This window comes from Nocardiopsis sp. CC223A (assembly GCF_030766825.1).
Classification (GTDB): Bacteria; Actinomycetota; Actinomycetes; order Streptosporangiales; family Streptosporangiaceae; genus Nocardiopsis.
Genome location: NZ_JASFDV010000069.1, coordinates 16,940 through 39,287, shown reverse-complemented (window position 1 = coordinate 39,287; position 22,348 = coordinate 16,940). Strand labels below are relative to the sequence as shown.

Genomic DNA, 22,348 nt, shown 5'->3' with positions numbered 1-22,348 from the left:
AGGCGTGCTCCGGGCGGGCGGCGGGGCCTGAACACCGCGGTCGGGGCGGGGCCGGGGCCCGGTGGGCTCGTTCGGCCCCGGGCGGCCGATCGCGTACGGGAACCGCAGCCCCGGCGGCAGCACGGGGATCGGCACCGGATCGGCGGCGGGACGGTGGGCGTGCAACGGGGGGTTCCTTCCGACTCGTCACCGGCCGCCCCAGGGCGGTCACGGTGGTTCCGTCGGCTCAGAACCGTACCCGATGCGTGACCTGTTCGTCCCGTTACGTCACTCCGGAAGTTCGCCGAGGCCGAAGAACGGCAGGCAGGGTTCCAGTCCCGAGAGCGTGACGGGGACGTCGAGGCGGTGCGCCGCCCAGTCCTCGCGGGCCAGCAGGAACCGCAGTTCGCGGGCGGCCTTGCCGCGGATGGCGTACACCCCGACGCCGTCATCGCGGTAGCCGAGTCTGCGGGACACCCGTTCGGAGCGGGTGTTGCCCTCCACGATCCCCGAGGCCGCCTCCCGCGCACCCAGCCCCTCGAAGGCCAGGTGCAGCATCGCGGCGCGCATCTCGGTGCCGATGCCCCGCCCCTGGTGCTTCAGGCCCAGCCAGGAACCGCTGGCGACCCGGCGGGTGATCGCGAAGTCCTTGGCGAACACGTCCTGGATGCCCACCACCTCGCCCTCGTGGACGACCGCGAGCGGCAGCTGCCAGTCCTGCGGGGTCCAGCGGGCGTAGATCCCGAGGTTGTGCTGGACCACCGACAGCGCGCGCCGGGCCGGGGACTGATCCGTCCACGGGAAGGCGAACGGCATCTCGGCCGGGTCGTGCACGCCCTCGGCGGCGAGGTCGGCCAGGGCGGAGAGGTCGTCGAGGGTGGGCGGGCGCAGCTCCAGCCGCGGGGTGCGCACGCGCAGCCCCAGGACCGGGAAATGGTCGGTGATCATGGTCCGATGGTCCCGGACCCGGTGCACGAAGTCATCCCGTTTTCCCAGCTTGTGGATAACGCGGCGCACCGGCCGCGCGGATCGGGCCGGACGGCCGGGCCGCCGGGTCAGGCCGTGCCGCGCAGCTCCAGGAGCAGCCCGGCCAGCTCCGCGGCGGCCTCCTGCGGCGCGCACTCGCGCACGGACCAGCCGCGCATCCGGGCGAGCCGGGCGGCGTGCGCGCGGGCCGGGTCGGTGAGCAGGTAGCCGCACGGGGCGTCCGGCCAGTCGGCGGACGGCGGCAGCGTCTCGGTGCGGTACCCCTCCGGTTCCCCGGCGGGGACGGGCGGTGGCGGCGCGCCCTGCGGGTGCTGGGTACGGTCCAGGTCCGCACGGGTGGCGGTGCCCGGCTGCGGCAGCAGCGCGTCCACCAGCACGTAGCCGAACACCGGCCGGTGCGCGGCGCGCTGGGCCGCGCCCAGGGCTCCCGCCAGCGGCCCCGCGTCGCCCTCCACGACCAGGGCGGTCGGGGCGTCCGGGGGGACCAGGCGGCGGATCTCCAGGCTGGCGGCGGCCACGTACCGGGCGGCGTGCGGCGGGAGCTCGTCGCCGCCGACGCCGATCCGGACCGGGGTGAGCCCGGCGGCGGCCAGGTCCGCACCGAGTCCGGGCAGGCGGGTGGGGCGCCCCAGGGTGGGGGGCAGCAGAACGGCGATCACCCGGCGCCCCGCTCCCCGTTCGCGTCGGAGCGGGTCTCGTCCCGCACCCAGGCCAGGTACGACGGGTTGCCGCCGACGACGGGCACCGCCACCACTTCGGGGACGTCGTAGGGGTGCTCGCGGACGATGTGCGCGGTGAGGTCGTCCAGGCGGTCCCCGGCGGTCTTGAACACCACGGTCCACTCCTGGTCGCGGTGCACCTCGCCCTCCCAGCGGTAATGGCTGGTGACGGGCCCGCCGACCTGGGCGCAGGCGGCGAGACGGCGCCCGACCGCCGACTCCGCCAGGCGGTCGGCGCTCTCGCGGGTGTCCACGGTGATCTCGACCCGGACGGCACCCGGGGTGTTCGGCATGGCGGTCCCTCCGTCCGGGCGCCGCGTGACGTGCGGTGCCGCCCGGTGTTCTACGCTCATGGATCATGAGCGAACGTGATGAACTCCTGCGTCAGATCAACGATAAGGCGGTCGTGCGCGGGAAGGTGATCCTGTCCTCCGGGCAGGAGGCCGACTACTACGTGGACCTGCGCCGCGTGACCCTGGACGGGGAGGCCGCCCCGCTGGTCGGGTCGGTCATGCTGGACAACGTGGCGGACCTGGAGTTCGACGCGGTGGGCGGGCTGACCCTGGGCGCCGACCCGGTCGCGACCGCGATGGTGCACGCCGCGCACGCGCGGGGCCGCAGGCTGGACGCCTTCGTGGTGCGCAAGGCGGGCAAGGCGCACGGCCTCCAGAAGCGCATCGAGGGCCCGGACGTCAAGGGTCGGCGGGTGCTGGCTCTGGAGGACACCTCCACCACCGGCGGTTCGGTGCTGACCGCGGTGGAGGCGCTGCGCGAGGCCGGGGCCGAGGTGGTCGCGACGGCGCTGATCCTGGACCGCGGGGCGCGTGAGCGCGTGGAGAAGGAGGGCCTGGAGTACCGGGCCGTGTACCAGGTGTCCGACCTGGACATCTGAGGACGTCGCCGGGGTGCGGCGGGGCGGGGCGTCCCGCCGCCGCGGGCGGACCCGGGGCCGGAACCGGTCAGCCGTCGACGGTGAAGCTGTAGTCGGTGCCGCGGTCGGCGATGTCGCGCTCGATGCCGTCGACGAACAGCTCCACGGCGGCGGGGTCGCCGATGGTGACCTCGATGCCGCCCTCGGGGATCTCGGAGTAGGTGAGGGAACTGCCCTGGCGGACCTCCTGGTCGTGCAGGACGTCGCCGCCGGGGATGCGGACGAACACGCGGCTGGACTCGCCGATGACGCGCACGTAGAAGGCACCCTTGGGGGTCTCCTCCTCGTTCGCCGCCCCGGAGGCGTTCGCGCTCACGCTGGAGCCGGAGTTGCCGGGGAGCGAGCGGTACAAGAAGAACCCGCCGAGCGCGAGCATCGTGACCAAGAGCACGACTGCTCCGACGATGGCCACCACCTGGCCAACGCCGCGAGGATCATTCCTATGCCTTCCCACGGCGTTGAATGTAGCGTGTATCACGACAAAAAGCGACAGTGATCTCTCGGAACCTCCCTGCTTCCCACAATTCGGTCACGGATGCACGGAAGTTCACAAGGAATCCGAATCAGGTATAGAACCCCGCAAAGCGCCCACGGCTTCGGCTCTGTCGCCCTGCGGGCCCCATCGAATTTGGTCTAGACCTTTCCATCGGCTCCGTGTGTTCGGGATACTTGGGTGACACCTGGTGGACACGTCCGGACGTGCGACCCGAGTCGCGGGCTCCCCCGCCGCCCGGACCCTCCACCGGCAACGCACGTGGGGTGCCGTCGGCGCGACCGGCGGCCGCTCGCTCCAGGTCCGATTCCAGGGAGAGTCAAGCCATGCCCATCGCCAGCCCCGAGGTCTACACCGAGATGCTGAGCCGTGCGAAGTCCCAGGGCTTCGCCTACCCGGCCATCAACGTGACCTCCAGCCAGACCCTGCACGCCGCACTGCGGGGCTTCGCCGAGGCCGAAAGCGACGGCATCGTCCAGATCTCCACCGGCGGTGCCGAGTTCCTGTCGGGTTCCACGATCAAGGACATGGTCACCGGCTCGGTGGCGTTCGCCGAGTACGCCCGCGTCGTCGCGGACAAGTACCCGGTCAACGTCGCCCTGCACACCGACCACTGCCCCGAGAACAAGCTCGACGGTTTCGTCCGCCCCCTCCTCGAAATCTCCAAGGAGCGCGTGGCCAAGGGCCAGGACCCGCTGTTCCAGTCCCACATGTGGGACGGCTCGGCGGTGGAGCTGGAGGAGAACCTCCGGATCGCCGAGGAGCTGCTGGCGTCCTCCAAGGAGGCCCGCACCATCCTGGAGATCGAGGTCGGCGTCGTCGGCGGCGAGGAGGACGGCATCGTCGGCGAGATCAACGAGAAGCTGTACACCACCCCGGAGGACGCCCTGCGCACCGCGGAGGTCCTCGGCCTCGGGGAGAAGGGCTACTACATGACCGCCCTGACCTTCGGCAACGTGCACGGCTCCTACAAGCCCGGCTTCGTGAAGCTGCGCCCGGAGGTCCTGAAGAAGGCCCAGGAGGCCGTGGCCGAGAAGTACGGCCGGGCCAAGGCGTTCGACTTCGTCTTCCACGGCGGCTCCGGCTCCACCCTGGAGGAGATCCACGAGGCCATCGAGTACGGCGTGGTGAAGATGAACATCGACACCGACACGCAGTACGCGTTCACCCGCCCGATCGTGGACCACATGATGAAGAACTACGACGGCGTGCTGAAGATCGACGGCGAGATCGGCAGCAAGAAGGCCTACGACCCGCGCTCCTACGGCAAGGCCGGCGAGGCCGGCATGGCCGCCCGCGTGGTGGAGGCCGCCCGGCAGCTCAAGTCCGCCGGCAACAAGATGAAGTAGTCACCGCGTCCGACGCGGGATGGCGCCCGGTGGCCGATCGGCCACCGGGCGTCCCGCGTTCCGGGTGGCGGGCGCTGCGGGTGGCGGACACTTGCGGGAGGGCGCCCGGACCCGGCCTGTGGACAACCGGTTCCGGGCCCGGCGGCGGTGGCAGGATGGGGTCATGAACCTGCATCAGAACCTGCTCAACGAGCCGCCCGAGACCCGCCTCGCCGACAACGCCGAGGCCCGCGAGGCACTGGCCGCGGCCACCGACCCCACCCCGGTCGCCGGACGGTTCCCGGAGTACTCGGCCGCCTGGGCGCGCCTGGCCGAGAACGCGCTGGCCGCGGGCGAGCCGGTCGCCGCCTACGCCTACGCGCGCACCGGCTACCACCGCGGGCTGGACCAGCTGCGCCGCTCCGGTTGGAAGGGCCACGGCCCCATCCCCTGGGAGCACGAGCCCAACCAGGGCTTCCTGCGCGCGCTGCACGCCCTGGGCAAGGCCGCCGAGCAGATCGGCGAGGCCCCGGAGGCCGAGCGCTGCGCCACCTTCCTGCGCGACTCCAGCGCCGAGGCCGACAAGGTCCTCAACGCCTGACGGGGTTCACCGGGTCGGTGGGACCCGGTGCCGCAGCCGCCGGCAGGTGCGCGCTTCCGTCGCCGGAACCGTTGGGTTCCGGGGCCGGACCGTGCCCCTGCCGGTCGGCCGGGAGGCCGGACCGCCGATGGGGTGCCCGATCCGCCGGGCGCCCCGCCCCTCTCCCGCCACCCGCTGCACCGCGCGTGGGGAACGGGTCCCCTCGAATACCGGTGCCACCGGCCGCCCCACCCGGTTCGACGTGAGGAAACCCCCTCGTGGGCGGCACTTAACCGGGACGGACGGGTCGTGTACCCTCAATACGCAACGGCCCCTGTCGCTGCCTTGCGCCAGGGGCTCATCCATGTTCGGGGTCGGGAACACCCCGGTCAGGTGTCGAGCGAAAAGGTAGTGACCAATGCCGGCGATCACGCTCGTGGGTGCCCAGTGGGGCGACGAGGGCAAGGGCAAGGCGACCGACCTTGTGGGCGACCGCGTGGACTACGTGGTCCGCTACCAGGGCGGCAACAACGCCGGGCACACGGTGGTCATCGGCGACCAGAAATACGCCCTCCACCTGCTGCCGTCGGGCATCCTCTCGCCGAACGTGGTCCCGGTCATCGCCAACGGCGTCGTCATCGACCCGGGCGTCCTCTTCGAGGAGCTGGACGGGCTCGACGCCCGCGGCGTCGACACCTCGCGCCTGCTCATCTCCGCCAACGCGCACCTGATCATGCCCTACCACCGGGCCCTGGACCGGGTCAGCGAGCGCTTCCTGGGCAAGGGCAAGATCGGTACCACCGGGCGCGGCATCGGCCCGACCTACGCCGACAAGGTGTCCCGCCAGGGCGTGCGCGTGCAGGACATGTTCGACCCCAAGATCCTGCGCAAGAAGATCGAGCTGGCCCTCAACGACAAGAACCAGCTCCTCACCAAGGTCTACAACCGGCGCGCCCTGGAGGCCGAGCCGATCATCGAGGAGTACCTCGGCTACGCCGAGAAGATCCGCCCGTTCGTGGCCGACACCTCGCTGATCCTCAACAAGGCGCTGGACGACGGCAGGACCGTCTACCTGGAGGGCTCGCAGGGCACCCTGCTGGACATCGACCACGGCACCTACCCGTTCGTCACGTCCTCCTCTCCCACCGCGGGCGGCGCGGCCGCCGGGTCGGGCATCGGCCCCACCCGCATCACCAAGGTCGTCGGCATCCTCAAGGCCTACACCACCCGCGTCGGCTCGGGTCCCTTCCCGACCGAGCTGCTCGACGAGCAGGGCGACTGGCTGCGCACCCAGGGCCACGAGTACGGGGTCACCACCGGCCGCGACCGCCGCTGCGGCTGGTTCGACGCGCCCATCGCCCGGTACGCGACCCGCGTCAACGGCATCACCGACTTCTTCCTGACCAAGCTCGACGTGCTCACCGGCCTGGAGCGCATCCCGGTCTGCGTCGCCTACGACGTCGATGGGGTCCGCCACGACGAGATCCCGATGACCCAGACCGACTTCCACCACGCGACGCCGGTCTACGAGTACCTCGACGGCTGGTCGGAGGACATCACCGGAGCCCGGGAATTCGACGAACTTCCCAAGAACGCCCAGGCGTACGTGCGTACCCTGGAGGAGATGGCCGGAGCCCCGATCTCCGCCATCGGGGTGGGCCCCGGCCGCGACCAGACCCTAGAGCTGCGGTCCCTGGTCTGACCGGCGCCCGCCTGTCCGCTGTCCGTCCTCCCACACGAAGAGGCCCCCAGTAGTGAAAGCCCTCGTCCTCGGCGGCGGAGGCCGCGAGCACGCCCTTGTCCGCGCGCTGTCCCTCGACCCGGGTGTCACCGACATCCACTGCGCCCCGGGCAACCCGGGGATCTCGGAGCTGGCCGAGAACCACGTGATCAACGTGACCGACGGACTGGCGGTGACCGAGCTGGCCGCGCGCATCCGGGCGGAGCTGGTCGTCGTCGGCCCCGAGGCGCCGCTGGTCGCCGGGGTCGCCGACGTGCTGCGCGAACGCGGCATCCCGGTGTTCGGACCGGATCGGGAGGCCGCCCGCCTGGAGGGCTCCAAGGCGTTCGCCAAGGAGGTCATGGAGGCGGCGGGCGTGCCCACCGCCAAGGCCAGGGTGTGCCGCTCGGCGAACCAGGTGTCCGAGGCGCTCGACGAGTTCGGCACCCCCTACGTCGTCAAGAACGACGGCCTGGCGGCGGGCAAGGGCGTCGTCGTCACCGACGACCGGGCGCTGGCCGAACGGCACGCGCGCGAGTGCGGTCGGGTCGTCATCGAGGAGTTCCTCGACGGCCCGGAGGTGTCGCTGTTCGTGCTGAGCGACGGCGTCCACGCGCTGCCGCTGCTGCCCGCCCAGGACTTCAAGCGGGCCTACGACGGCGACCAGGGCCCCAACACCGGCGGCATGGGCGCCTACGCCCCGCTGCCGTGGGCCCCGGCCGGCCTGGTGGACGAGGTCATGGAGTCGGTCGTGCGGCCGACCCTTCAGGAGATGAACCGGCGCGGCACCCGTTACCAGGGCCTGCTGTACGTGGGCCTGGCGCTCACCTCCAAGGGCCCGCGCGTGGTCGAGTTCAACGCCCGCTTCGGCGACCCGGAGACCCAGGTGGTGCTGGACCGGCTGGCCACCCCGATCGGCGCGGTCCTCCAGGCCACCGACACCTCCGGGCTGAAGGGCATCGGCTCCCTCCAGTGGAAGCCGGGCGCCGCGGTCACCGTCGTGGTGGCCGCCGAGAACTACCCGGGCGACCCGGTCAAGGGCGACGCCATCGGCGGCCTGGACGCGGCGAACGCCGTGGAGGGCGCCTACGTGCTGCACGCCGGGACCGCCTGGAGCGGGATCCGCGACGTGGTGGCCTCGGGCGGCCGGGTGCTCAGTGTGGTGGGAACCGGCGCCGACCTGGCCCAGGCGCGGGAGAGCGCCTACGCCGCGGTGTCGAAGATCGAGCTGCGCGGGTCGTTCCACCGGACCGACATCGCCGAGCGGGCCGCCGCCGAGCTGTAGCGGCGCGCGCCGCACCGTAGAAAAAGGACTCCCATGAGCGGTTTCGTCGTCCGGCCCGAGCCGGTACGGGTCGAGGGCCTGACCCATCTGCACACCGGCAAGGTCCGCGACCTGTACACCACCGGGTCCGGCGACCTGGTGATGGTGGCCAGCGACCGGCTCTCCGCGTTCGACTGGGTGCTGCCCACCGAGATCCCCGGCAAGGGCCGGCTGCTGACGCAGCTGTCCCTGTGGTGGTTCGACCGGGTCGCCGACCTGGTCCCCAACCATGTGGTGTCGGACGTGCCGCCGCGGGGCGCGCCCGCCGACTGGGCCGGGCGGACCCTGGTGTGCCGCAGGTTGGACATGGTCCCGGTGGAATGCGTGGCCCGCGGCTACCTGACCGGTTCCGGCCTGGCCGAGTACCGGGTGGACGGCACCGTGTGCGGGGTGCCGCTGCCGGAGGGCCTGGTGGACGGTTCGGAGCTGGCCGAGCCGATCTTCACCCCGGCCACCAAGGCCGAGGTGGGCGACCACGACGAGAACGTGTCGTTCGAGGCGGTCGCGGCCCGGCACGGCGCCGAGCTGGCCGGTGAGCTGCGCGACCTCACCCTGCGGGTGTACGCGCGCGGCCGCGAGGTGGCGCGCGAGCGCGGGGTGCTGCTGGCCGACACCAAGTTCGAGTTCGGCCGGGACGCCGACGGCGCGCTGGTGCTGGGCGACGAGGTGTTCACCCCGGACTCGTCCCGGTACTGGCCCGCGGACGAGTGGGCGCCGGGCGGTCCGCAGCCGTCCTTCGACAAGCAGGTGGTCCGCGACTGGCTGACCTCGGCCGCGTCGGGCTGGGACCGTGCCGCGGACGCCCCGCCGCCGGAGCTGCCCGAGGCGGTGGTCGAGCACACGATCGACCGTTACGCGGAGATCTTCCGACGGCTCACCGGCTCCGAACCCAAGCTGTGACGCGGCGCGGGCGAGTGATTCCGGGCACGCTGGTCTCGGAATGGTTGCCCGAAGCGCGTATGGTGGTGGGGTCGTGTGCGGCACCCGTCAGGTGCCCGGCCATGCATACGGCCTCCCCACACCTACCCTGGTCTTTTCCGTTGGACGAGCACCTCTTTGGCCGTTTCGCGGGACTCCCCACCCGATCTGCGGGTATACCACGTTCTGGGCCGGTCCGGACCAGGGGGTGCTATAGAGTCGTCGCGAACACACCGGTTCGCTGGCCGTGCAGGTCACACACAAGTTCGTCGAACGTTCCAGGGGAAACCCGCGTCTAAAACGCACATAGGCGAAACCCGACGAGGGTGACCTTTTTTCACATCTGCCTCACAAAGGAGCACATGAGCATGGGCCAGGAGGTTCGTTACCGCGTCCGCGGCGGACGCCCCCTCAGCGGTACGGCGTTCATCCAGGGCGCGAAGAACGCCGTCCTGCCGATGATCGGAGCCGCTCTCCTCGCGGCCAAGGGTCGTACGGTGCTGCGCAACGTCCCCGTCATCGAGGATGTCTACCGCTCCCTCGAACTCGCCGAGCACATCGGCGCCAAGGTCGAGTTCCACGAGGCAGAGCGAACCGTGGTCATCGACGCCTCCGGGCTCAACGACCCCGAGCGGGCCGTTCTCCCCGCCGAAATCGCCGCGCGCTTCCGCGGCTCGGTGCTCTTCGTCCCGGCGCTGATGCACCGCACCGGCCGCGCCCGCATCGAGGGCGTCGGCGGTTGCAACCTGGGCAGCCGCAACCTGGACTTCCACTACCGGGGCTTCGCGCGCCTGGGCGCCGAGGTCGTCGAGGACCCCGAGCGCAACCACATCAACGTCGAGGCCTCCAACCTCCGCGGCGGGCGCCTCTACCTGGACACCCCGTCGCACACCGGCACCGAGAACCTCCTGATGGCCGCGGTCCTGGCCCCCGGCACCACGGTGATCGAGCACGCCGCGCTGGAGCCCGAGGTCCTGGACGTCATCGAGTTCCTCACCGCCATGGGCGCCAAGATCAGCGGTGGCGGCACCGGCCTCATCACGGTCGAGGGCGTCGAGGAGCTCACCGCGGTCGAGCACACGATCATGTCGGACCGCATCGACGCGGGCGTGTTCGCGATGACCGTCGCGGCCACCGGCGGCGAGGTCAGCCTGGTCGGCGCCAACCTGGACCACCTGGGCGTGGCCCGCTGGAAGCTCGAACAGATGGGCGTCGAGTTCTCGCAGGAGGGCGCGGTCCTGCACGTGACCCGCGACCCGTCCGTGCCGCTGCGCCCGATCAACGCGGTCACCTCGCCGTTCCCAGGCTTCGCCACCGACCTTCAGTCGCCGCTCATGGCCCTGGCCACCCTGGCCGAGGGTGAGAGCTACATCCACGAGGCGATCTACGACGGCCGCTTCGCGCTGGCCGACGAGCTCAACAAGATGGGTGCCAAGATCGAGGTCGAGGGCACCCGTGCCATCGTGCACGGCCCGACGCACCTGCGCGGCACCGAGGTGATCGCCCACGACCTGCGTACCGGTGCGGCCCTGGTGCTCGCCGGACTGGTCGCCGAAGGTGAGACAATCGTTGCGCCTGGTTATCTGGTGGACCGCGGTCACGCTCAGTTCGCGACGCGACTCGCCGCGCTAGGTGCCGACGTGGAGCGCGTCGTCGTCTCGTAGCGGGTCGAAAGCGCAGTTCAAGCCGGGGTGGGAGCCCGTCTCCCACCCGGGCTTTCGGCGTTGATATGGAAAACGATCTTCTTTGGCCCCGCACAATGGGTACGATCTCGGCAATCATGCCGTGACAGAGATCGGGTCGGGAAACCAGTGGGCGCACATAGTGAAGAGCGTGGAATGGTAGCGGGGAGCAACCCGAGGTGAGTGCCCAGCGTACTGGCGATTTGACGATCGGCGTCATAGGGCCCCATGAGGTGGTCGAACGGGTCATGCTCATGGGTCCTGGGTCCACGGGACCCCTCAACGCCAGACTCATCGCCGCCGCATACCGAGATGAGCAAGAGGCGACGGACAAGGTCGTCAGGCTGGGTTCGGCGATCGACGCGTATCTGTTCGCCAGCCCGGTTCCCTACGAGTTCGCACGGAAGGCCGGCGTGCTGACGATGCCCGCCACCTACGTGCCGCTCGGGGGCGCCAGCCTGCACGAGGCCCTGCTCCGTGCCACCCTGGACGAGCGCTACGACCCGACCAGAGCGAGTCTGGACGTGCTCAGCCGCGCCGACGTCGTCGAGGCCTATTCCGAGGTCGACCTTCCGGTGGACGGCATCCACGTCCACGAGGAGCTGACCAACACCGCCCAGCTCACCTCGTTCCACGAGGGGCTGTGGCGGCGCAAGGCCACCAAGATGGCGATCACCTGCGTACGCGGGGTCGCCGAGCGGCTGGAGGCCATCGGCGTCCCGGTCCTCCGGTTGCGGCCGACCAACGCCGGGGTGCGCAGCGCGCTACAGACGGCCGGGCTGCTGGGCGCCCACCACCGGTTGGAGGAGGCACAGCTGGGCGTGGTCGTGGTCGACGTGCCGACGCTGCGGGACTCCTCACGGCGGTCCACGCCCCGCTACTGGCGGGAGGAGCTACGACTGTCGCTGCACCGGCTGCTGCTCCAGGAGGCCCACCGGATCAATGCCACGGCGCACCGTCTGGACGACCATTCGTTCATGATCACCGCGACCCGGGGATCACTCGTCACGGCGACCGAGGGGTTCCGGCAGCCACCGTTCGTGGAACGCATCAAGGCGGAGCTCGGGATCGCCATCGAGGTGGGCATCGGCATGGGGCGCACCACCCAGGACGCCGAGGCGCACGCCCGTGCGGCCCTGAACCGCGCTCAGGCGTCCCGTCAGAGCTTCGCGGTGGACCGGGAGGGTCGTTCCCTGGTCCCGGCCCAGCGCGCGCCCTCACGGCAATCCTCCGAACCGCTGCGCACCAAGGGCCGTGAGACTCTGATTCGGCTTTCGGAGAAGATCGCGGAGGAGGACGGCCCCCTCGTCGTCGACGCGGAGAACGCCGGGCGGATGCTCGGTGTCACCTCCCGGACCGCGCGTCGGCTCCTGCGCACCCTCGTGGAGGAGGGGCTCGCCTGGCCCCTGCCCCCCAACCGCACCCTCCAGCCGGGACGCCCCCGACAGCTGTACCGGCTCATCGTGGAGAAGCTCGACAAGGACGCCGCCGGGAAGTAACCCCGTGCGCACCCGTGATATCCGGGGCGCCTTCCCCCCTGGGAGGCGCCCCTTCGGCCTCTCCCCCGCCGCGTGCACGCCCCTGTCCGCGCAGCGCCCCCGCTCCGAAAGGCCCCGTGATCCGCAGACGGCTGCTCTCCCTGTGCGTCCTGGAACTGGTGAACATCCCCCTGTTCGGGTTCATCCTGTTCGGGATGCTCGGCGCACCCGCGTCCCCCGCCAACCTCGCCGGGTTCGGCATGTTCGCGCTGCTGCTGGTGGAGGGGTCCGCCTACTGGTGGCTCAAGCTGCGGCAGACGGCCCGGGGCGAGCGGCTGCCCGCAGGCATGGCGGTGTTCGCGGTGCTGCGGTGGGTCGACATCGCCCTGTTCGCGCTGACGGGGGCGCTGGTGGTGTGGACCTGGGCGCAGGGCGCGCGCTGGACGGAGACGGCGGTGGCCGTCCCGCTGGGGCTGTTCGCGATCCTGGAATACGTCAACTACTTCCACGTACAACTGATGCACGACAACCGCGCCGACCTGGAGCGGCTGTGGCGCACCCGGCGCCTGCACCGGTCCCACCTGGCCCGCGACACGGCCCGAGCGGCCCGCCGTCGCTGAGGGCTCCGGGACACGGCGGGGGCGCCGCCCGCGGCGGACGGCGCCCCCGGGGTGCTCCCGGCACTCCTAGCGGCGCTCGGGGTAGTCCCGGGCGACGGAGAGGAACACGTCGTTCTCCTCCGGGGTGCCCAGGCTGACGCGGGCGCCCTCACCGTCGAAGGGGCGCACGGACACGCCGACCTTCGCGCACCGGGCGGCGAAGTCCAGCGTGTCCCCGTCCACGCGCAGCCACACGAAGTTGGCCTCGGTGGGCGGCACGGTCCACCCGGCGTCCAACAGGGCTCCGCGCACGCGCTCGCGTTCGGCGACGGTGGCGTCGACCCGCTCCATCAGCTCGCCCTCGGCCTCCAGGGAGGCGATGCCCGCGGCCTGGGCCAGGTGGTTGACCGCGAACGGCACCAGGGTCTTGCGGACCGCGGCGACCACCGGCGGGTGGCCGACCAGGAAGCCCAGGCGCACCGCGGCCAGGCCGTAGGCCTTGGAGAAGGTGCGCAGGACGGCCACGTTGGGCCGGTCGCGGTACAGGGCGACGCCGTCGGGCACCTGCGGGTCACGCACGTACTCGCGGTAGGCCTCGTCGAGGATCACCAGCACGTGCTCGGGCACCCGGTCCAGGAAGGCGGTCAGCTCCGCCTCGCGCACGGTGGTGCCGGTGGGATTGTTGGGGTTGCAGACCAGCACCATGCGGGTGTTCTCGGTGATGGCGTCGAAGATCGCGTCGAGGTCGTGGGGCTCCTCGCGCAGCGGCACCCGCACGGAGGTCACCCCCGCCAGCTCGGCGAGCAGCGGGTAGGCCTCGAAGGAGCGCCAGGCGTAGACGACCTCGGCACCCGGTTCGCCGACGGCCTCCAGCAGTTGCTGGAGCAGGCCGACCGAGCCCGCGCCCAGGCCGATGTGGTCCTCGGGGACGTCCAGGCGGCGGGCCAGCGCCGCGGTCAGCTCCGCCGCGCCCGGGTCGGGGTAGCGGTTGAGGTCGGCGGCGGCGCGGGCGATGGCCTCGCGCACCGACGGGAGCGGTCCGTACGGGCTCTCGTTGGAGGACAGTTTGATGGATCGCCCATCGGGCCCGATGACCTTCTTGCCCGGTTTGTAGGCGGGGATGCTCCCCAGCACCGACCGCAGATATGGCGATTTCGACTCCGACACCGTTGTCCTTCCTCAATACTTTGTGCTAACCCCGCGGCACGCTCAGCGATCTCGTGTGCGGGTCGGTCACCGCTCCCAGCGGAAATATCGCACAATTGAGGAGACAACACCATGCGCTCGCGTCCGAAACCCGCCACGACGACTCAGATCGTGGCTGGTCAGAGCCGTTTTTGTGGCAGCGGCCGACGGCCCGTCCGATCATGGGGCCTTTATGCGGGCCTGCCCCTCGCCCTCGTGCTGAGCGCCTGCGGCGGCTCTGCCGAGGAGGACACCGGCGACGCCGCCGAGGCCGCCGCGCTGCTGCACGACGCCCAGCTCATCTCGTTCGAGGGCGCCGAGATCGTGCCGGAGGGCAGCGAGGCGGGCGTCTACTCCGACCTGGTCACCGTGCAGTACAGCGAGCAGGTGCGGGCCTCCACCGAGCTCGACAAGCCCGACTGCCTGGACGCCGCCAACCGGTGGGCCGACGCCGAGGCGGTGCAGGCCGCGCCCGCCTCCCTGACCTCATACGAATGGGACCGGGGCTCGCTCACCCACCTCCTGGTCCGGCTGGACGAGGACGGGGCGGCCGCGGCGATCGCCTCCCGGCCGCCCGCCGACTGCGAGACCTACACCGCCACGTACGAGGACGGCACCTCCTCCGGCTACGAGGTGCGCGACCTGGCGGAGCTTCCGACACTGGGCGACGAGTCGCGCGGTTTCGCCGTGGACGTGGACACCGCAGGCGAGAGCAACCACATGTACAGCGTCATGTACCGCAACGGCGACCTGGTCGGCACCACCTCGATCATGGGCCCGGGAGCCCTGGAGGACTACGAGGAGATGCTGGTGGAGTTCACCCGCGCCGCCGTCGACCGCCAGCAGGAGAAACTCGGCTAGCGGGTCAGGTCCCCGCCGCGGCCGCCGGTCACCTCCGCCTCCAGGTCCTCGCTGGGCCAGGCGTCGGAGCGCCCCGAGGGGTGCCTCCTGGCCTCGCCCAGGCTCGCGGCCTCCCTGGCCTCGTCCCGGCGCCGGGCGTCCAGCCGCGCCGCCCGGCGCGGACCGGGCAGCCTGCGCGGCGGTCCCTGGAGCACGCGGTCGGACACCGCGCCGAAGGACGCCACGGACGTACCGCTCTCCCGGTCCACCACGGCCGAGCGCACGGCGGTACGCCGCCGCCCGCCGATGCGCACCGCGAAAACCACGTCCACGCGCGTGCCGTGCCGCATCCCGTCGTAACGCAGGAAGCGGTGGCAGCCGTGGCGCCAGACGTCGAGCGGCTCGGTGTCGAGCAGCAGCGGCCTGTTGCCGCGCCACACGTCGCTGCGGCGGAGCCTGCGCTGGATCGCGCGGTCGGAGACCTCCCGCAGCGCGCAGGGCTCGCGGTGCCGCAGCCGGGCGGCGGTCTCACGGAGTTCGGGGCTGAGCAGGGCCAGCAGGAGCAGTTCGGCGCCCAGCACGGCGGCGTGCACCGGGCCCGCGCCCGCGACCGCCTGCCAGGCGGTCGGCTCCAGGCCCAGGGTGAGCAGCGCCGCGGCCGACAGCAGCCCGGCCCGGGTCAGGGCGCGCCACCCGATGGGTGCTCGGCTGAGCCCGCCGAAGCAGCCGCAGCCCGCCTCCGGATCGCGGCGGCGGACCAGCAGCAGTACCGCGACGGACACGGCGAACACCAGGGCGGTGAGCAGCCGGACCGCCTCTCCGGGCGTCCCGGAGAGCAGGACCAGGCCTGTGGCCAGGGCGGCCTCCAGCAACCCGGTGCCGAACGCGGCGGGGCGGCGCAGGCGCGCGGGGAGCAGGACCGACGGTCCCGAGGACGTGTCCCGGGAACCGAGCTTGGTGAGTGCGCCGAACAGCAGCAGTACCGCCAGGAGCGGCAGCTGGACCTCTCTCAGCGCCTGGAGGATCTCCGCCGGCATGTCACACCTCTCCGTTGTGGACCGTGACGGTCGCGTTGAAGCAACCGTCCTCCAGCCGCCCGCCCAGGGCGACGAAGGAGGTCATGGTGAGGGAGGCCAGGCGTCCGGCCCCCTGTCCGCCGCAGGTGGGGCACAGGTCGCACGACCAGCTGTCGGCGGCGGCGCAGTCGATGACGGGCAGGGCCGCGGCCGCACGGGTGCAGTCGTTGCGCAGGCTCACCACGGCCCCGGTGGACAGCAGCGGCAGGGGCACGCAGGGGGTCCGCCGGTCGCAGTCCCGGGGGTGGCCGGCCCGGTCGATCGCCGGGTAGGCCAGACCGGTGGTGTGGGCGCGCGGGTCCAGGTGCGAAGCGCGGCCCCAGGCGGGGTCGTACCAGGTGGCGGTGCCGCTCAGAGTGGCGGAGTACTCGCCGGTGGGCGGGCGCCGGGGCGTCGCGGTCAGCGGGTAGGGCGGCTGGGTGGTGGCCGGGCGCACCGCCCAGACGGCGCCGTCGCGCCAGACACCGACGGCGTCGAACAGGTACCCGGGCTCCAGGCGCGGGTGGCGCACGGTGATGCGGCCCGAGGCGCGGTAGGGGATGACCACGGTGAGGCGGGGGCGACCGTGACCGGTGTCGATCTCCAGGGTGTCGTCGTGGTGGTCGGTGATGACGCCGGTGGCGCGGGCCGCCTGCGCCCAGACGCGTTCGGCGACCAGGCGCCCGTCGTGCGAGCAGCGGACGACGGCGTCGTCGCCCGGCCGCAGTTCGGTGGGCCGGACCTCGCCGCCGCGCCAGAACGAGGTGACGCGCTCGTAGAGGAAGCGCTCCTCCCCGTTCGGTGTGGCCAGGCAGAGCATGTAGGACGTGGCGTCGACGACGACGCCGCGGGCCACACGGCCGTCGAGCGGTGTGGGCTCGGGCGCGGTCTCCGGACCCAGGAGCGCGGCGGTGAACCGCGCACGGCCTCGGTGTTTGTCCGTCATCACTGACATGTCGTTCGAATCCCCCTGTCGCCCGACTCGTCCTGCCGTGCCCATTCTCCCGATGGAGGGGCGGACCTGCGGCTCACACGCCGGAACCCGGCGGTTCATGTCGCCCGCATGCCCCGATCATTGCCAAGAGCGACAAATCAGTCACTTCATGAGATCAAAGAAGAACTCCGTGTCACCCCCTCGAACGCGGACACCGCGTGCGATCTCCTGGGCCCGACCTGTGGCCCCACGGTCGCGGACGGACCCCATGGATGCGCCACCCCGCCTCACCTGGCCCGTAGCCCGGAGAGGCGGCCGCGCGGGCAGGGCGGGGACGCGGCGACGTCCCCGCCGCGCCGTTTGTCGGCGCGTGGGGCACAGGTTCCCGGGAGTTTGCGCTCACTGTGTGAGAGTTGTGCCCACAGGCCGATGTCGAGCGCGGTGAAGGGCGGTGGACACGTGGCAGGCACCAAGCAGACCCCCCGGTACGAGGAGTTCAGCAGCTACGTCGCCGAACGCGGCCCCGCCCTGCTGCGCATGGCCCGGTCCATCACCGGCAGCCACAACGACGCCGAGGACCTGCTCCAGGCCGCCCTGGTCAAGACATTCCTGTCCTGGGACCGCATCAACGACCCGCGCGCCCGCGACGGGTACGTGCGCCGGGCCATGGTCAACGCCCGGATCTCCGAATGGCGCCGCAGCCGCCTGGACGTGTACCCCACCGACGAGATCCCCGAGCAGCGGGTGGACGACCCCACCTGGCGCAGCGACCTCGCCGACGTGGTGCGCCGGTCCATCGACAAACTGCCCGACCGCCAGCGCACCACGGTCATCCTCCGCTACTACGAGGACCTCACCGAGGTCCAGATCGCCGAGCGCATGGGCGTCACCCTGGGCACCGTCAAGAGCACCCTCTCGCGTGCCGTGGACCGGCTGCGCCGGGACGCCGACCTCATCATCGAGCGCACCACCGGCTGACGCCCGGAACGCTCACCCCCGTTCCCGCGCCGTGCCCCCGAGGAAGAGCGCGCTGGTGAGCACCCCCGCCAGGACGATCGCCGCGTTCACCGCGATCGCCCAGGTCAGACCGCCCAGTGTCGCCGCGGCCCCGGTACCGACGATCGCCGAGGTGGCGATCGCGCTCATGACCGGGGTGCCCACGGTGATGCCGATCTGCTGGGTCATGGTGGCCAGTCCGGTGGCCAACCCCTGCTCGCCGTCGGGCAGCCCGGAGGTGGCGATGACCATGAACCCGACGATGACCAGCATGTTCCCCACCCCGCCCACGAAGGTCGCGACCAGGAGCAGCGGCATGCTCCCCTGGCCGGTGCCCAGGAACAGCAGGGCGAGGGTCGCCGCACCCTGCACCGCTCCGCCGATGAGCAGCGTCGCCCTGGTGGAGGTCGCCCCGATGACGCGGGGGGCGAAGACGCCGCCCAGGACGGTGCCCGCCCCCAGGACCGCGAAGGACAGGCCTGCCGCCAGCGGGCTGAAGCCCAGCACGTTCTGTAGGTAGAGGGTGAGCAGGAAGACCAGCGAGGTCTCGGTGAGGAACGCGACGAACCCGGCGATGTTGCCCCAGGCCACCGTGCGGCGGCGCAGGATGTGGACCGGCACCAGCGGGGCCCCGACCCTGGACTCCACCAGGACGAACAGGACGAGCAGCACCGCACCGACCACCAGGGAGCCCCAGGTGAGGGGGGCCGACCAGCCCGCCTCGCCCGCCTGTGAGAAGCCGTGGACCACCGAGAGCAGGCCCAGGGTGACCAGCAGGGCGCCCGGGGCGTCGAGCCGTGGCCGCTTCTCCGGCAGGGACTCCTTGATCACGATCGGCGCGACGATCAGCACCGCCAGCGCCACGGGAACGTTGATGAAGAACGCCCACCGCCACGACAGCAGGTCGGTGAGCAGTCCGCCCAGGATCGCGCCGGTGGTGAACCCGGCCGACATCAGCGCCCCGTTGAGGCCCAGTGCCCGCTCGCGCAGCGGCCCCTCCGGAAAGGAGGTGGTGAGCAGGGAAAGGCCCGCCGGGGTGACCGCCGCGGTGGCCAGGCCCTGGAAGACGCGGGCGGCGATCAGCAATTCGGGGGTGGTGGCCAACCCGCCCGCCAGGGAGGACAGGCCCAGGACGGCGAGACCGCCCAGGAAGAGGCGGCGGCGCCCGAACAGGTCGGCGATCCGGCCGAAGAACAGGGTGAAGCCCGCCGCGCACAGGGCGAACGCGGTGGCGATCCACTGGAGGTTCGCGAGCGTGAAGCCCAACCCGTCACCGATGACGGGCAGCGCGACGTTGAGAATGGAGAAGTCGACGGCCAGCATGAACTGTGCCGACAGTAGGAGCACCAGGATGACGGTCATGCGCGGTGTCAGCCGCGCCGGGGCGGCCGCGGGCGCGCCGGTGTTCACGGACATGGGGTCCCTCCTCGGGGTCGTCCCGGCAACCCTCGTCCGCGTGCGGCGGCGGAGCCAGGACACCGCCGTGGGCAGTCCCCACCAGGGTGGTCACGACGTGACCACCCTGGCGGCGCCCTCGCCGGAAGAACCCCCGGCGCCAGCGGGTTCGGAGTAAGCGACCGCGCAGAACCGTCGGAGAGGACGACCATGCCCCGCGCATCCGAACTCGGTGACTTCCTCCGGACCCGCCGCGGGGCGCTGCGCCCCGAGGACGTGGGGCTGACCCCCTACGGCGAACGCCGGCGGGTGCCCGGGCTGCGGCGGGAGGAGCTGTGCCTGCTCGCGGGGGTGAGCGTCACCCACTACACGCGGCTGGAGCAGGGGCGCGGCACCCGGGTGTCGCGCGAGGTCCTGACCGCGATCGCGCGGGCCCTGCGCCTGGACGACGACGAGACCGCGCACCTGATGGACCTGGCCGCCCCCGCCGGACGGCCCGCACCGCCCCGGCCCGAGCACGCGGGGGGATCGGCACGCCAGCTGATCACCGCGATGGCGCAGGTCCCGGCGCTGATCCTGGACCGCCGCAACGATGTCCTGGCCTGGAACGAGCGCGGCCACGCCCTGCTGGGGCGGCACCTGGACTTCGGGGACACCGACCTGCCCGCGCACCGCCCCAACCTCACCCGGATGCTGTTCCTGGAGGAGCACATGCGCGACCTGTACGGGGAGCGCTGGCCGGAGGAGGCGACGCTGGCGGTGGCCTCGCTGCGGCTGGCCGCGGGACGGCACCCCGACGACCGCAGGCTCGCCGAACTGGTCGGCCAGCTCGCCGTGCAGAGCGAGGAGTTCGCCGAGCGCTGGGCCCGGCACCCGGTGCGGACCTGCACGTCGGGGACCAAGCGGATGGACCACCCGGTGGTGGGGCGCATGGAGCTGGCCTTCGAGACCCTCCAGATCCCCGGCGGCCCGGGACAGCGGCTCATCGCCTACAGCGCGGCACCGGGCAGCCCGTCGGAGCGGGCCCTGCACGACCTGCTGCGGGAGGACCCGCCGGGCGCCGCGGTGCGGCTGCCCGCCGCCCGGCCGGCCGGGGCCGCGGGCCGGTGAGACCGAGCCCTCCGAGGTTTCGTTTTGCACAGCGGGCCCCCGTGTCTGTACCCTTATGGCAGCCAGGAGGATTCGCCTAGTCAGGTCTATGGCGCCGCACTGCTAATGCGGTTAGGTGGCAACGCCTTCCGGGGTTCAAATCCCCGATCCTCCGCGCACCGGCCCGGGGCCCTTCTCACGAGGGGCCCCGGGCTTTTTGTGCGCCCGGACCCCGCGTCGGCCCCGACGATCGTCGGGGTGGCGCCCCGTGGGTCGGCGCTGTCGGCGCGGTCTCGGCCGTTCCCAGCGTGGGCCTTCCCGTACACGGCGACGGGAAGGCGACCGTGGACACGGTGGACGGTGGGAGGCCCGCCCTGGAGGCGGTCCTCGTGAAGAGGTCCGGTGGAGGCGGGGCCGCGGTGACCGCCGTGGCCGGAGTGGACCTGCGTCTGGGGCGCGCGGCCTCGCACGGCCCGGTGGCCTGGGCCCGGCGGTGGTCGGGCAGGCCGCCCGCCGGTTTCCAGGGCGCCCGCGCGCAGGGACGGCGGACCCAACTCGCGGCCGACGGCGTCGTGCGGCTCCCCGGCGATCCGGGAGCGTTCGGGCAGCCGGGCCCGCTCGGCGGCCATCGCGGCCTCGCGCTCCAGGATCCGTGCCCGCTCCCAGCCCGCCTTCTCCAGGGCGCCCGCGCTGCGCAGGTAGCGGCCCACCATCCAGGGCAGCGGTACCACGAAGAGCACCAGGACGCTGCCGGTGATCCACATGCCGACGGGCTGGCCTGACCACAGCAGCCACGCCGCCCCGGCGGCCGCGGGGCGCGGACAGGCGGCCGGTGAGCAGCAGCGGGACCGGCGGCAGGAGCAGTCAGGCCACGCCGCGACGAGCGGGACCGTCACGGCCGCGCAGGTCAGGGCCGCGTGGCCGGGCGGAGTCCGGGGAGTGCGCATACCGGGGACGGTAACCTGCCGCGGCCCCCGCGGACATCCGACGAAGATCAGCTCCCGGTACATCGGCCGGTGCAGCGGTGGAGGTCTCCCGCGGAGACCTCCACCGCTTTCCGCACTACGGGTCAGGAAGCGGGGGGCCGGTATCGTTCGCCACCGCTGACCAGGGCCCGCCCGTGCTCGAACCGGCCGCGGGCCTGCCTCAGGTCGCTCACCGAGAAGCACCTGCGCAGCCACCGGTCGGTGCCGTCGTAGCGCGGTACGAACGATGTCCGGCCGTGGACGGCCACCCGGTTGTCGACGACCATCAGCTGCCCCGGGCGGAGCACGGCCCCGACGGCGGCGTCCAGGAAAAGCTCGCGCAGCCGGTCCAGGGCCCGCTCGGCCTCGGTGTCGAGTCCCACCATGCCGTGGAAGTCGACGGTCAGGTGGGGGTGGCCCACGGGCCCGGTGAGCACGGCAACGGGGCGGCTCCAGACATCCTCCTCTCCCCCGGTGAACGAGGTCGAGAACGCGATCCGGAAACGCTCCCCGCGCAGGACCTCGACGACGTCCGCGGGGATGGCGGGCAGCACCCGGCGGATACCGCAGGCGAGGGTCGCGGCCACACCCCCGTGGTCGCCCCGGATGCAGATCAGCGACAGGAAGTGGGGCGGCAGGTCGAGGAACCCGTCCTCGGTGTGCAGTTCGAGCAGCACCGAACCGGAGTTCTCCTGCCGCTTCTCCTGCCCCACCCGGGGGAAGACGTCCTGGACGAGGCGGCCCTCCTTCTCGTCCCGATAGGCGACCACGGGGCCCAGGACACTCATCACCATCATCTGGGCGAACGTGGTGACCGGGACCAGGGCCCAGGGCGGGTCGGCGGCGTCTCCGGTGGGGGTCGGCACGCCCGCCTCGACGGGCAACCCGTCGATCACGAGCGCACCGTCCGGGTTGCCGTGGTCGCGGAAGCGTCGCAGTGCGGTCTGCAACCGCGCGGGCAGGCGCCCGGCGGCCGTCTCGACGTCGTAGATCAGGGCCTCGTCGTGCAGGTCCCGGTGCCCGTGCCGCCCGAACAGGTCAAGGGCGGCGGCGGTCACGGCCGAGGTCTCGTGCTCGGTGAGCCGGATGACGTCCTGCGGGTCCCGGTAGTCGAGGGGCGGCGGTACGTCGGTCATCATCGTTGTCATGTC

General features: G+C 72.2%; 22 protein-coding genes and 1 tRNA gene. 14 read left to right on the top strand and 9 right to left on the bottom strand.

Annotation, left to right across the window (positions count from 1 at the left end; all coding sequences use genetic code 11):
- Positions 1-267 precede the first annotated feature (267 nt).
- The 3 genes from QJS33_RS23545 to cutA all read right to left on the bottom strand — a co-directional run bounded on the left by QJS33_RS23545 (position 268) and on the right by cutA (position 1,978).
- Positions 268-927, bottom strand: coding sequence for a GNAT family N-acetyltransferase (locus tag QJS33_RS23545; RefSeq protein WP_306370236.1), 660 nt, complete (start codon positions 925-927; stop codon positions 268-270).
- Between the two features lie 107 nt (positions 928-1,034).
- Entirely contained in the window at positions 1,035-1,625 is a 591-nt protein-coding gene (locus QJS33_RS23540) for a hypothetical protein (RefSeq protein ID WP_306370235.1), read from the bottom strand.
- A complete protein-coding gene (gene cutA, locus QJS33_RS23535; protein WP_306370234.1) occupies positions 1,622-1,978 on the bottom strand; it encodes a divalent-cation tolerance protein CutA in 357 nt (118 codons plus the stop codon). The genes QJS33_RS23540 and cutA overlap by 4 nt, the downstream gene beginning before the upstream one ends.
- 65 nt (positions 1,979-2,043) lie before the next feature.
- Between cutA and pyrE the strand changes: the two genes are divergently transcribed.
- Positions 2,044-2,577, top strand: a complete 534-nt coding sequence (gene pyrE, locus QJS33_RS23530; protein ID WP_306370233.1) for an orotate phosphoribosyltransferase — start codon at positions 2,044-2,046, stop codon at positions 2,575-2,577.
- A 67-nt stretch (positions 2,578-2,644) separates the two neighbouring features.
- On the opposite strand, the gene QJS33_RS23525 is transcribed toward pyrE, so the two are convergent.
- Positions 2,645-3,028 carry a RodZ domain-containing protein gene (locus QJS33_RS23525; RefSeq protein ID WP_306370232.1) on the bottom strand — a complete coding sequence of 128 codons (384 nt, stop codon included), beginning with the start codon at positions 3,026-3,028 and terminating at the stop codon, positions 2,645-2,647.
- A 407-nt stretch (positions 3,029-3,435) separates the two neighbouring features.
- Here QJS33_RS23525 and fbaA point away from each other — a divergent pair, with 407 nt between their 5' ends.
- The 8 genes from fbaA (at position 3,436) to QJS33_RS23485 (ending at position 12,759) form a co-directional block, all read left to right on the top strand.
- Positions 3,436-4,458 carry a class II fructose-bisphosphate aldolase gene (gene fbaA / locus QJS33_RS23520; protein WP_306370231.1) on the top strand — a complete coding sequence of 341 codons (1,023 nt, stop codon included), beginning with the start codon at positions 3,436-3,438 and terminating at the stop codon, positions 4,456-4,458.
- A gap of 163 nt (positions 4,459-4,621) precedes the next feature.
- Complete coding sequence (locus QJS33_RS23515) at positions 4,622-5,038, top strand: DUF3151 domain-containing protein (protein WP_306370230.1); 417 nt, start codon at positions 4,622-4,624, stop codon at positions 5,036-5,038.
- Positions 5,039-5,435: 397 nt separating this feature from the next.
- A complete protein-coding gene (locus QJS33_RS23510; protein WP_306370229.1) occupies positions 5,436-6,719 on the top strand; it encodes an adenylosuccinate synthase in 1,284 nt (427 codons plus the stop codon).
- Between the two features lie 52 nt (positions 6,720-6,771).
- Positions 6,772-8,022: a phosphoribosylamine--glycine ligase gene (purD, locus tag QJS33_RS23505; RefSeq protein WP_306370228.1), complete on the top strand. Its 1,251-nt coding sequence runs from the start codon at positions 6,772-6,774 to the stop codon at positions 8,020-8,022.
- A 33-nt stretch (positions 8,023-8,055) separates the two neighbouring features.
- Positions 8,056-8,961, top strand: coding sequence for a phosphoribosylaminoimidazolesuccinocarboxamide synthase (locus QJS33_RS23500; protein WP_306370227.1), 906 nt, complete (start codon positions 8,056-8,058; stop codon positions 8,959-8,961).
- 386 nt (positions 8,962-9,347) lie between these two features.
- On the top strand, positions 9,348-10,643 hold the full coding sequence (gene murA, locus QJS33_RS23495) for a UDP-N-acetylglucosamine 1-carboxyvinyltransferase (protein WP_306370238.1): 1,296 nt from the start codon (positions 9,348-9,350) through the stop codon (positions 10,641-10,643).
- Positions 10,644-10,894: 251 nt separating this feature from the next.
- Complete coding sequence (locus QJS33_RS23490) at positions 10,895-12,160, top strand: transcriptional regulator (RefSeq protein WP_372339705.1); 1,266 nt, start codon at positions 10,895-10,897, stop codon at positions 12,158-12,160.
- A gap of 116 nt (positions 12,161-12,276) precedes the next feature.
- The gene (locus QJS33_RS23485) at positions 12,277-12,759 is read left to right on the top strand and encodes a hypothetical protein (protein ID WP_306370225.1); all 483 of its coding nucleotides are present in this window, start codon (positions 12,277-12,279) and stop codon (positions 12,757-12,759) included.
- Between the two features lie 66 nt (positions 12,760-12,825).
- Here the strand turns inward: QJS33_RS23485 and hisC are convergent, their stop codons facing one another.
- Positions 12,826-13,905: a histidinol-phosphate transaminase gene (hisC, locus tag QJS33_RS23480; protein WP_306370224.1), complete on the bottom strand. Its 1,080-nt coding sequence runs from the start codon at positions 13,903-13,905 to the stop codon at positions 12,826-12,828.
- 234 nt (positions 13,906-14,139) lie between these two features.
- On the opposite strand from hisC, the gene QJS33_RS23475 reads away from it, so the two are divergent.
- Positions 14,140-14,784, top strand: coding sequence for a hypothetical protein (locus QJS33_RS23475; protein WP_306370223.1), 645 nt, complete (start codon positions 14,140-14,142; stop codon positions 14,782-14,784).
- Here the strand turns inward: QJS33_RS23475 and QJS33_RS23470 are convergent.
- Positions 14,781-15,800, bottom strand: a complete 1,020-nt coding sequence (locus QJS33_RS23470) for a MauE/DoxX family redox-associated membrane protein (RefSeq protein WP_306370221.1) — start codon at positions 15,798-15,800, stop codon at positions 14,781-14,783. The genes QJS33_RS23475 and QJS33_RS23470 overlap by 4 nt on opposite strands.
- A 1-nt stretch (position 15,801) precedes the next feature.
- Positions 15,802-16,773 carry a hypothetical protein gene (locus tag QJS33_RS23465; protein ID WP_306370220.1) on the bottom strand — a complete coding sequence of 324 codons (972 nt, stop codon included), beginning with the start codon at positions 16,771-16,773 and terminating at the stop codon, positions 15,802-15,804.
- A gap of 438 nt (positions 16,774-17,211) precedes the next feature.
- Between QJS33_RS23465 and QJS33_RS23460 the strand changes: the two genes are divergently transcribed.
- Entirely contained in the window at positions 17,212-17,730 is a 519-nt protein-coding gene (locus QJS33_RS23460) for a SigE family RNA polymerase sigma factor (protein WP_306370219.1), read from the top strand.
- Positions 17,731-17,742: 12 nt separating this feature from the next.
- Here the strand turns inward: QJS33_RS23460 and QJS33_RS23455 are convergent, their stop codons facing one another.
- The gene (locus QJS33_RS23455; RefSeq protein ID WP_306370218.1) at positions 17,743-19,164 is read right to left on the bottom strand and encodes an MFS transporter; all 1,422 of its coding nucleotides are present in this window, start codon (positions 19,162-19,164) and stop codon (positions 17,743-17,745) included.
- A 189-nt stretch (positions 19,165-19,353) separates the two neighbouring features.
- Between QJS33_RS23455 and QJS33_RS23450 the strand changes: the two genes are divergently transcribed.
- The 3 genes from QJS33_RS23450 (at position 19,354) to QJS33_RS23440 (ending at position 21,014) form a co-directional block, all read left to right on the top strand.
- Entirely contained in the window at positions 19,354-20,253 is a 900-nt protein-coding gene (locus tag QJS33_RS23450) for a helix-turn-helix transcriptional regulator (protein WP_306370217.1), read from the top strand.
- A 65-nt stretch (positions 20,254-20,318) separates the two neighbouring features.
- Positions 20,319-20,407: transfer RNA gene (locus QJS33_RS23445), tRNA-Ser, on the top strand.
- A 133-nt stretch (positions 20,408-20,540) separates the two neighbouring features.
- Positions 20,541-21,014, top strand: coding sequence for a hypothetical protein (locus QJS33_RS23440; protein WP_306370216.1), 474 nt, complete (start codon positions 20,541-20,543; stop codon positions 21,012-21,014).
- Positions 21,015-21,301: 287 nt separating this feature from the next.
- Here QJS33_RS23440 and QJS33_RS23435 read toward each other — a convergent pair whose 3' ends face one another.
- Entirely contained in the window at positions 21,302-22,345 is a 1,044-nt protein-coding gene (locus QJS33_RS23435) for a TauD/TfdA family dioxygenase (protein WP_306370215.1), read from the bottom strand.
- Positions 22,346-22,348 lie beyond the last annotated feature (3 nt).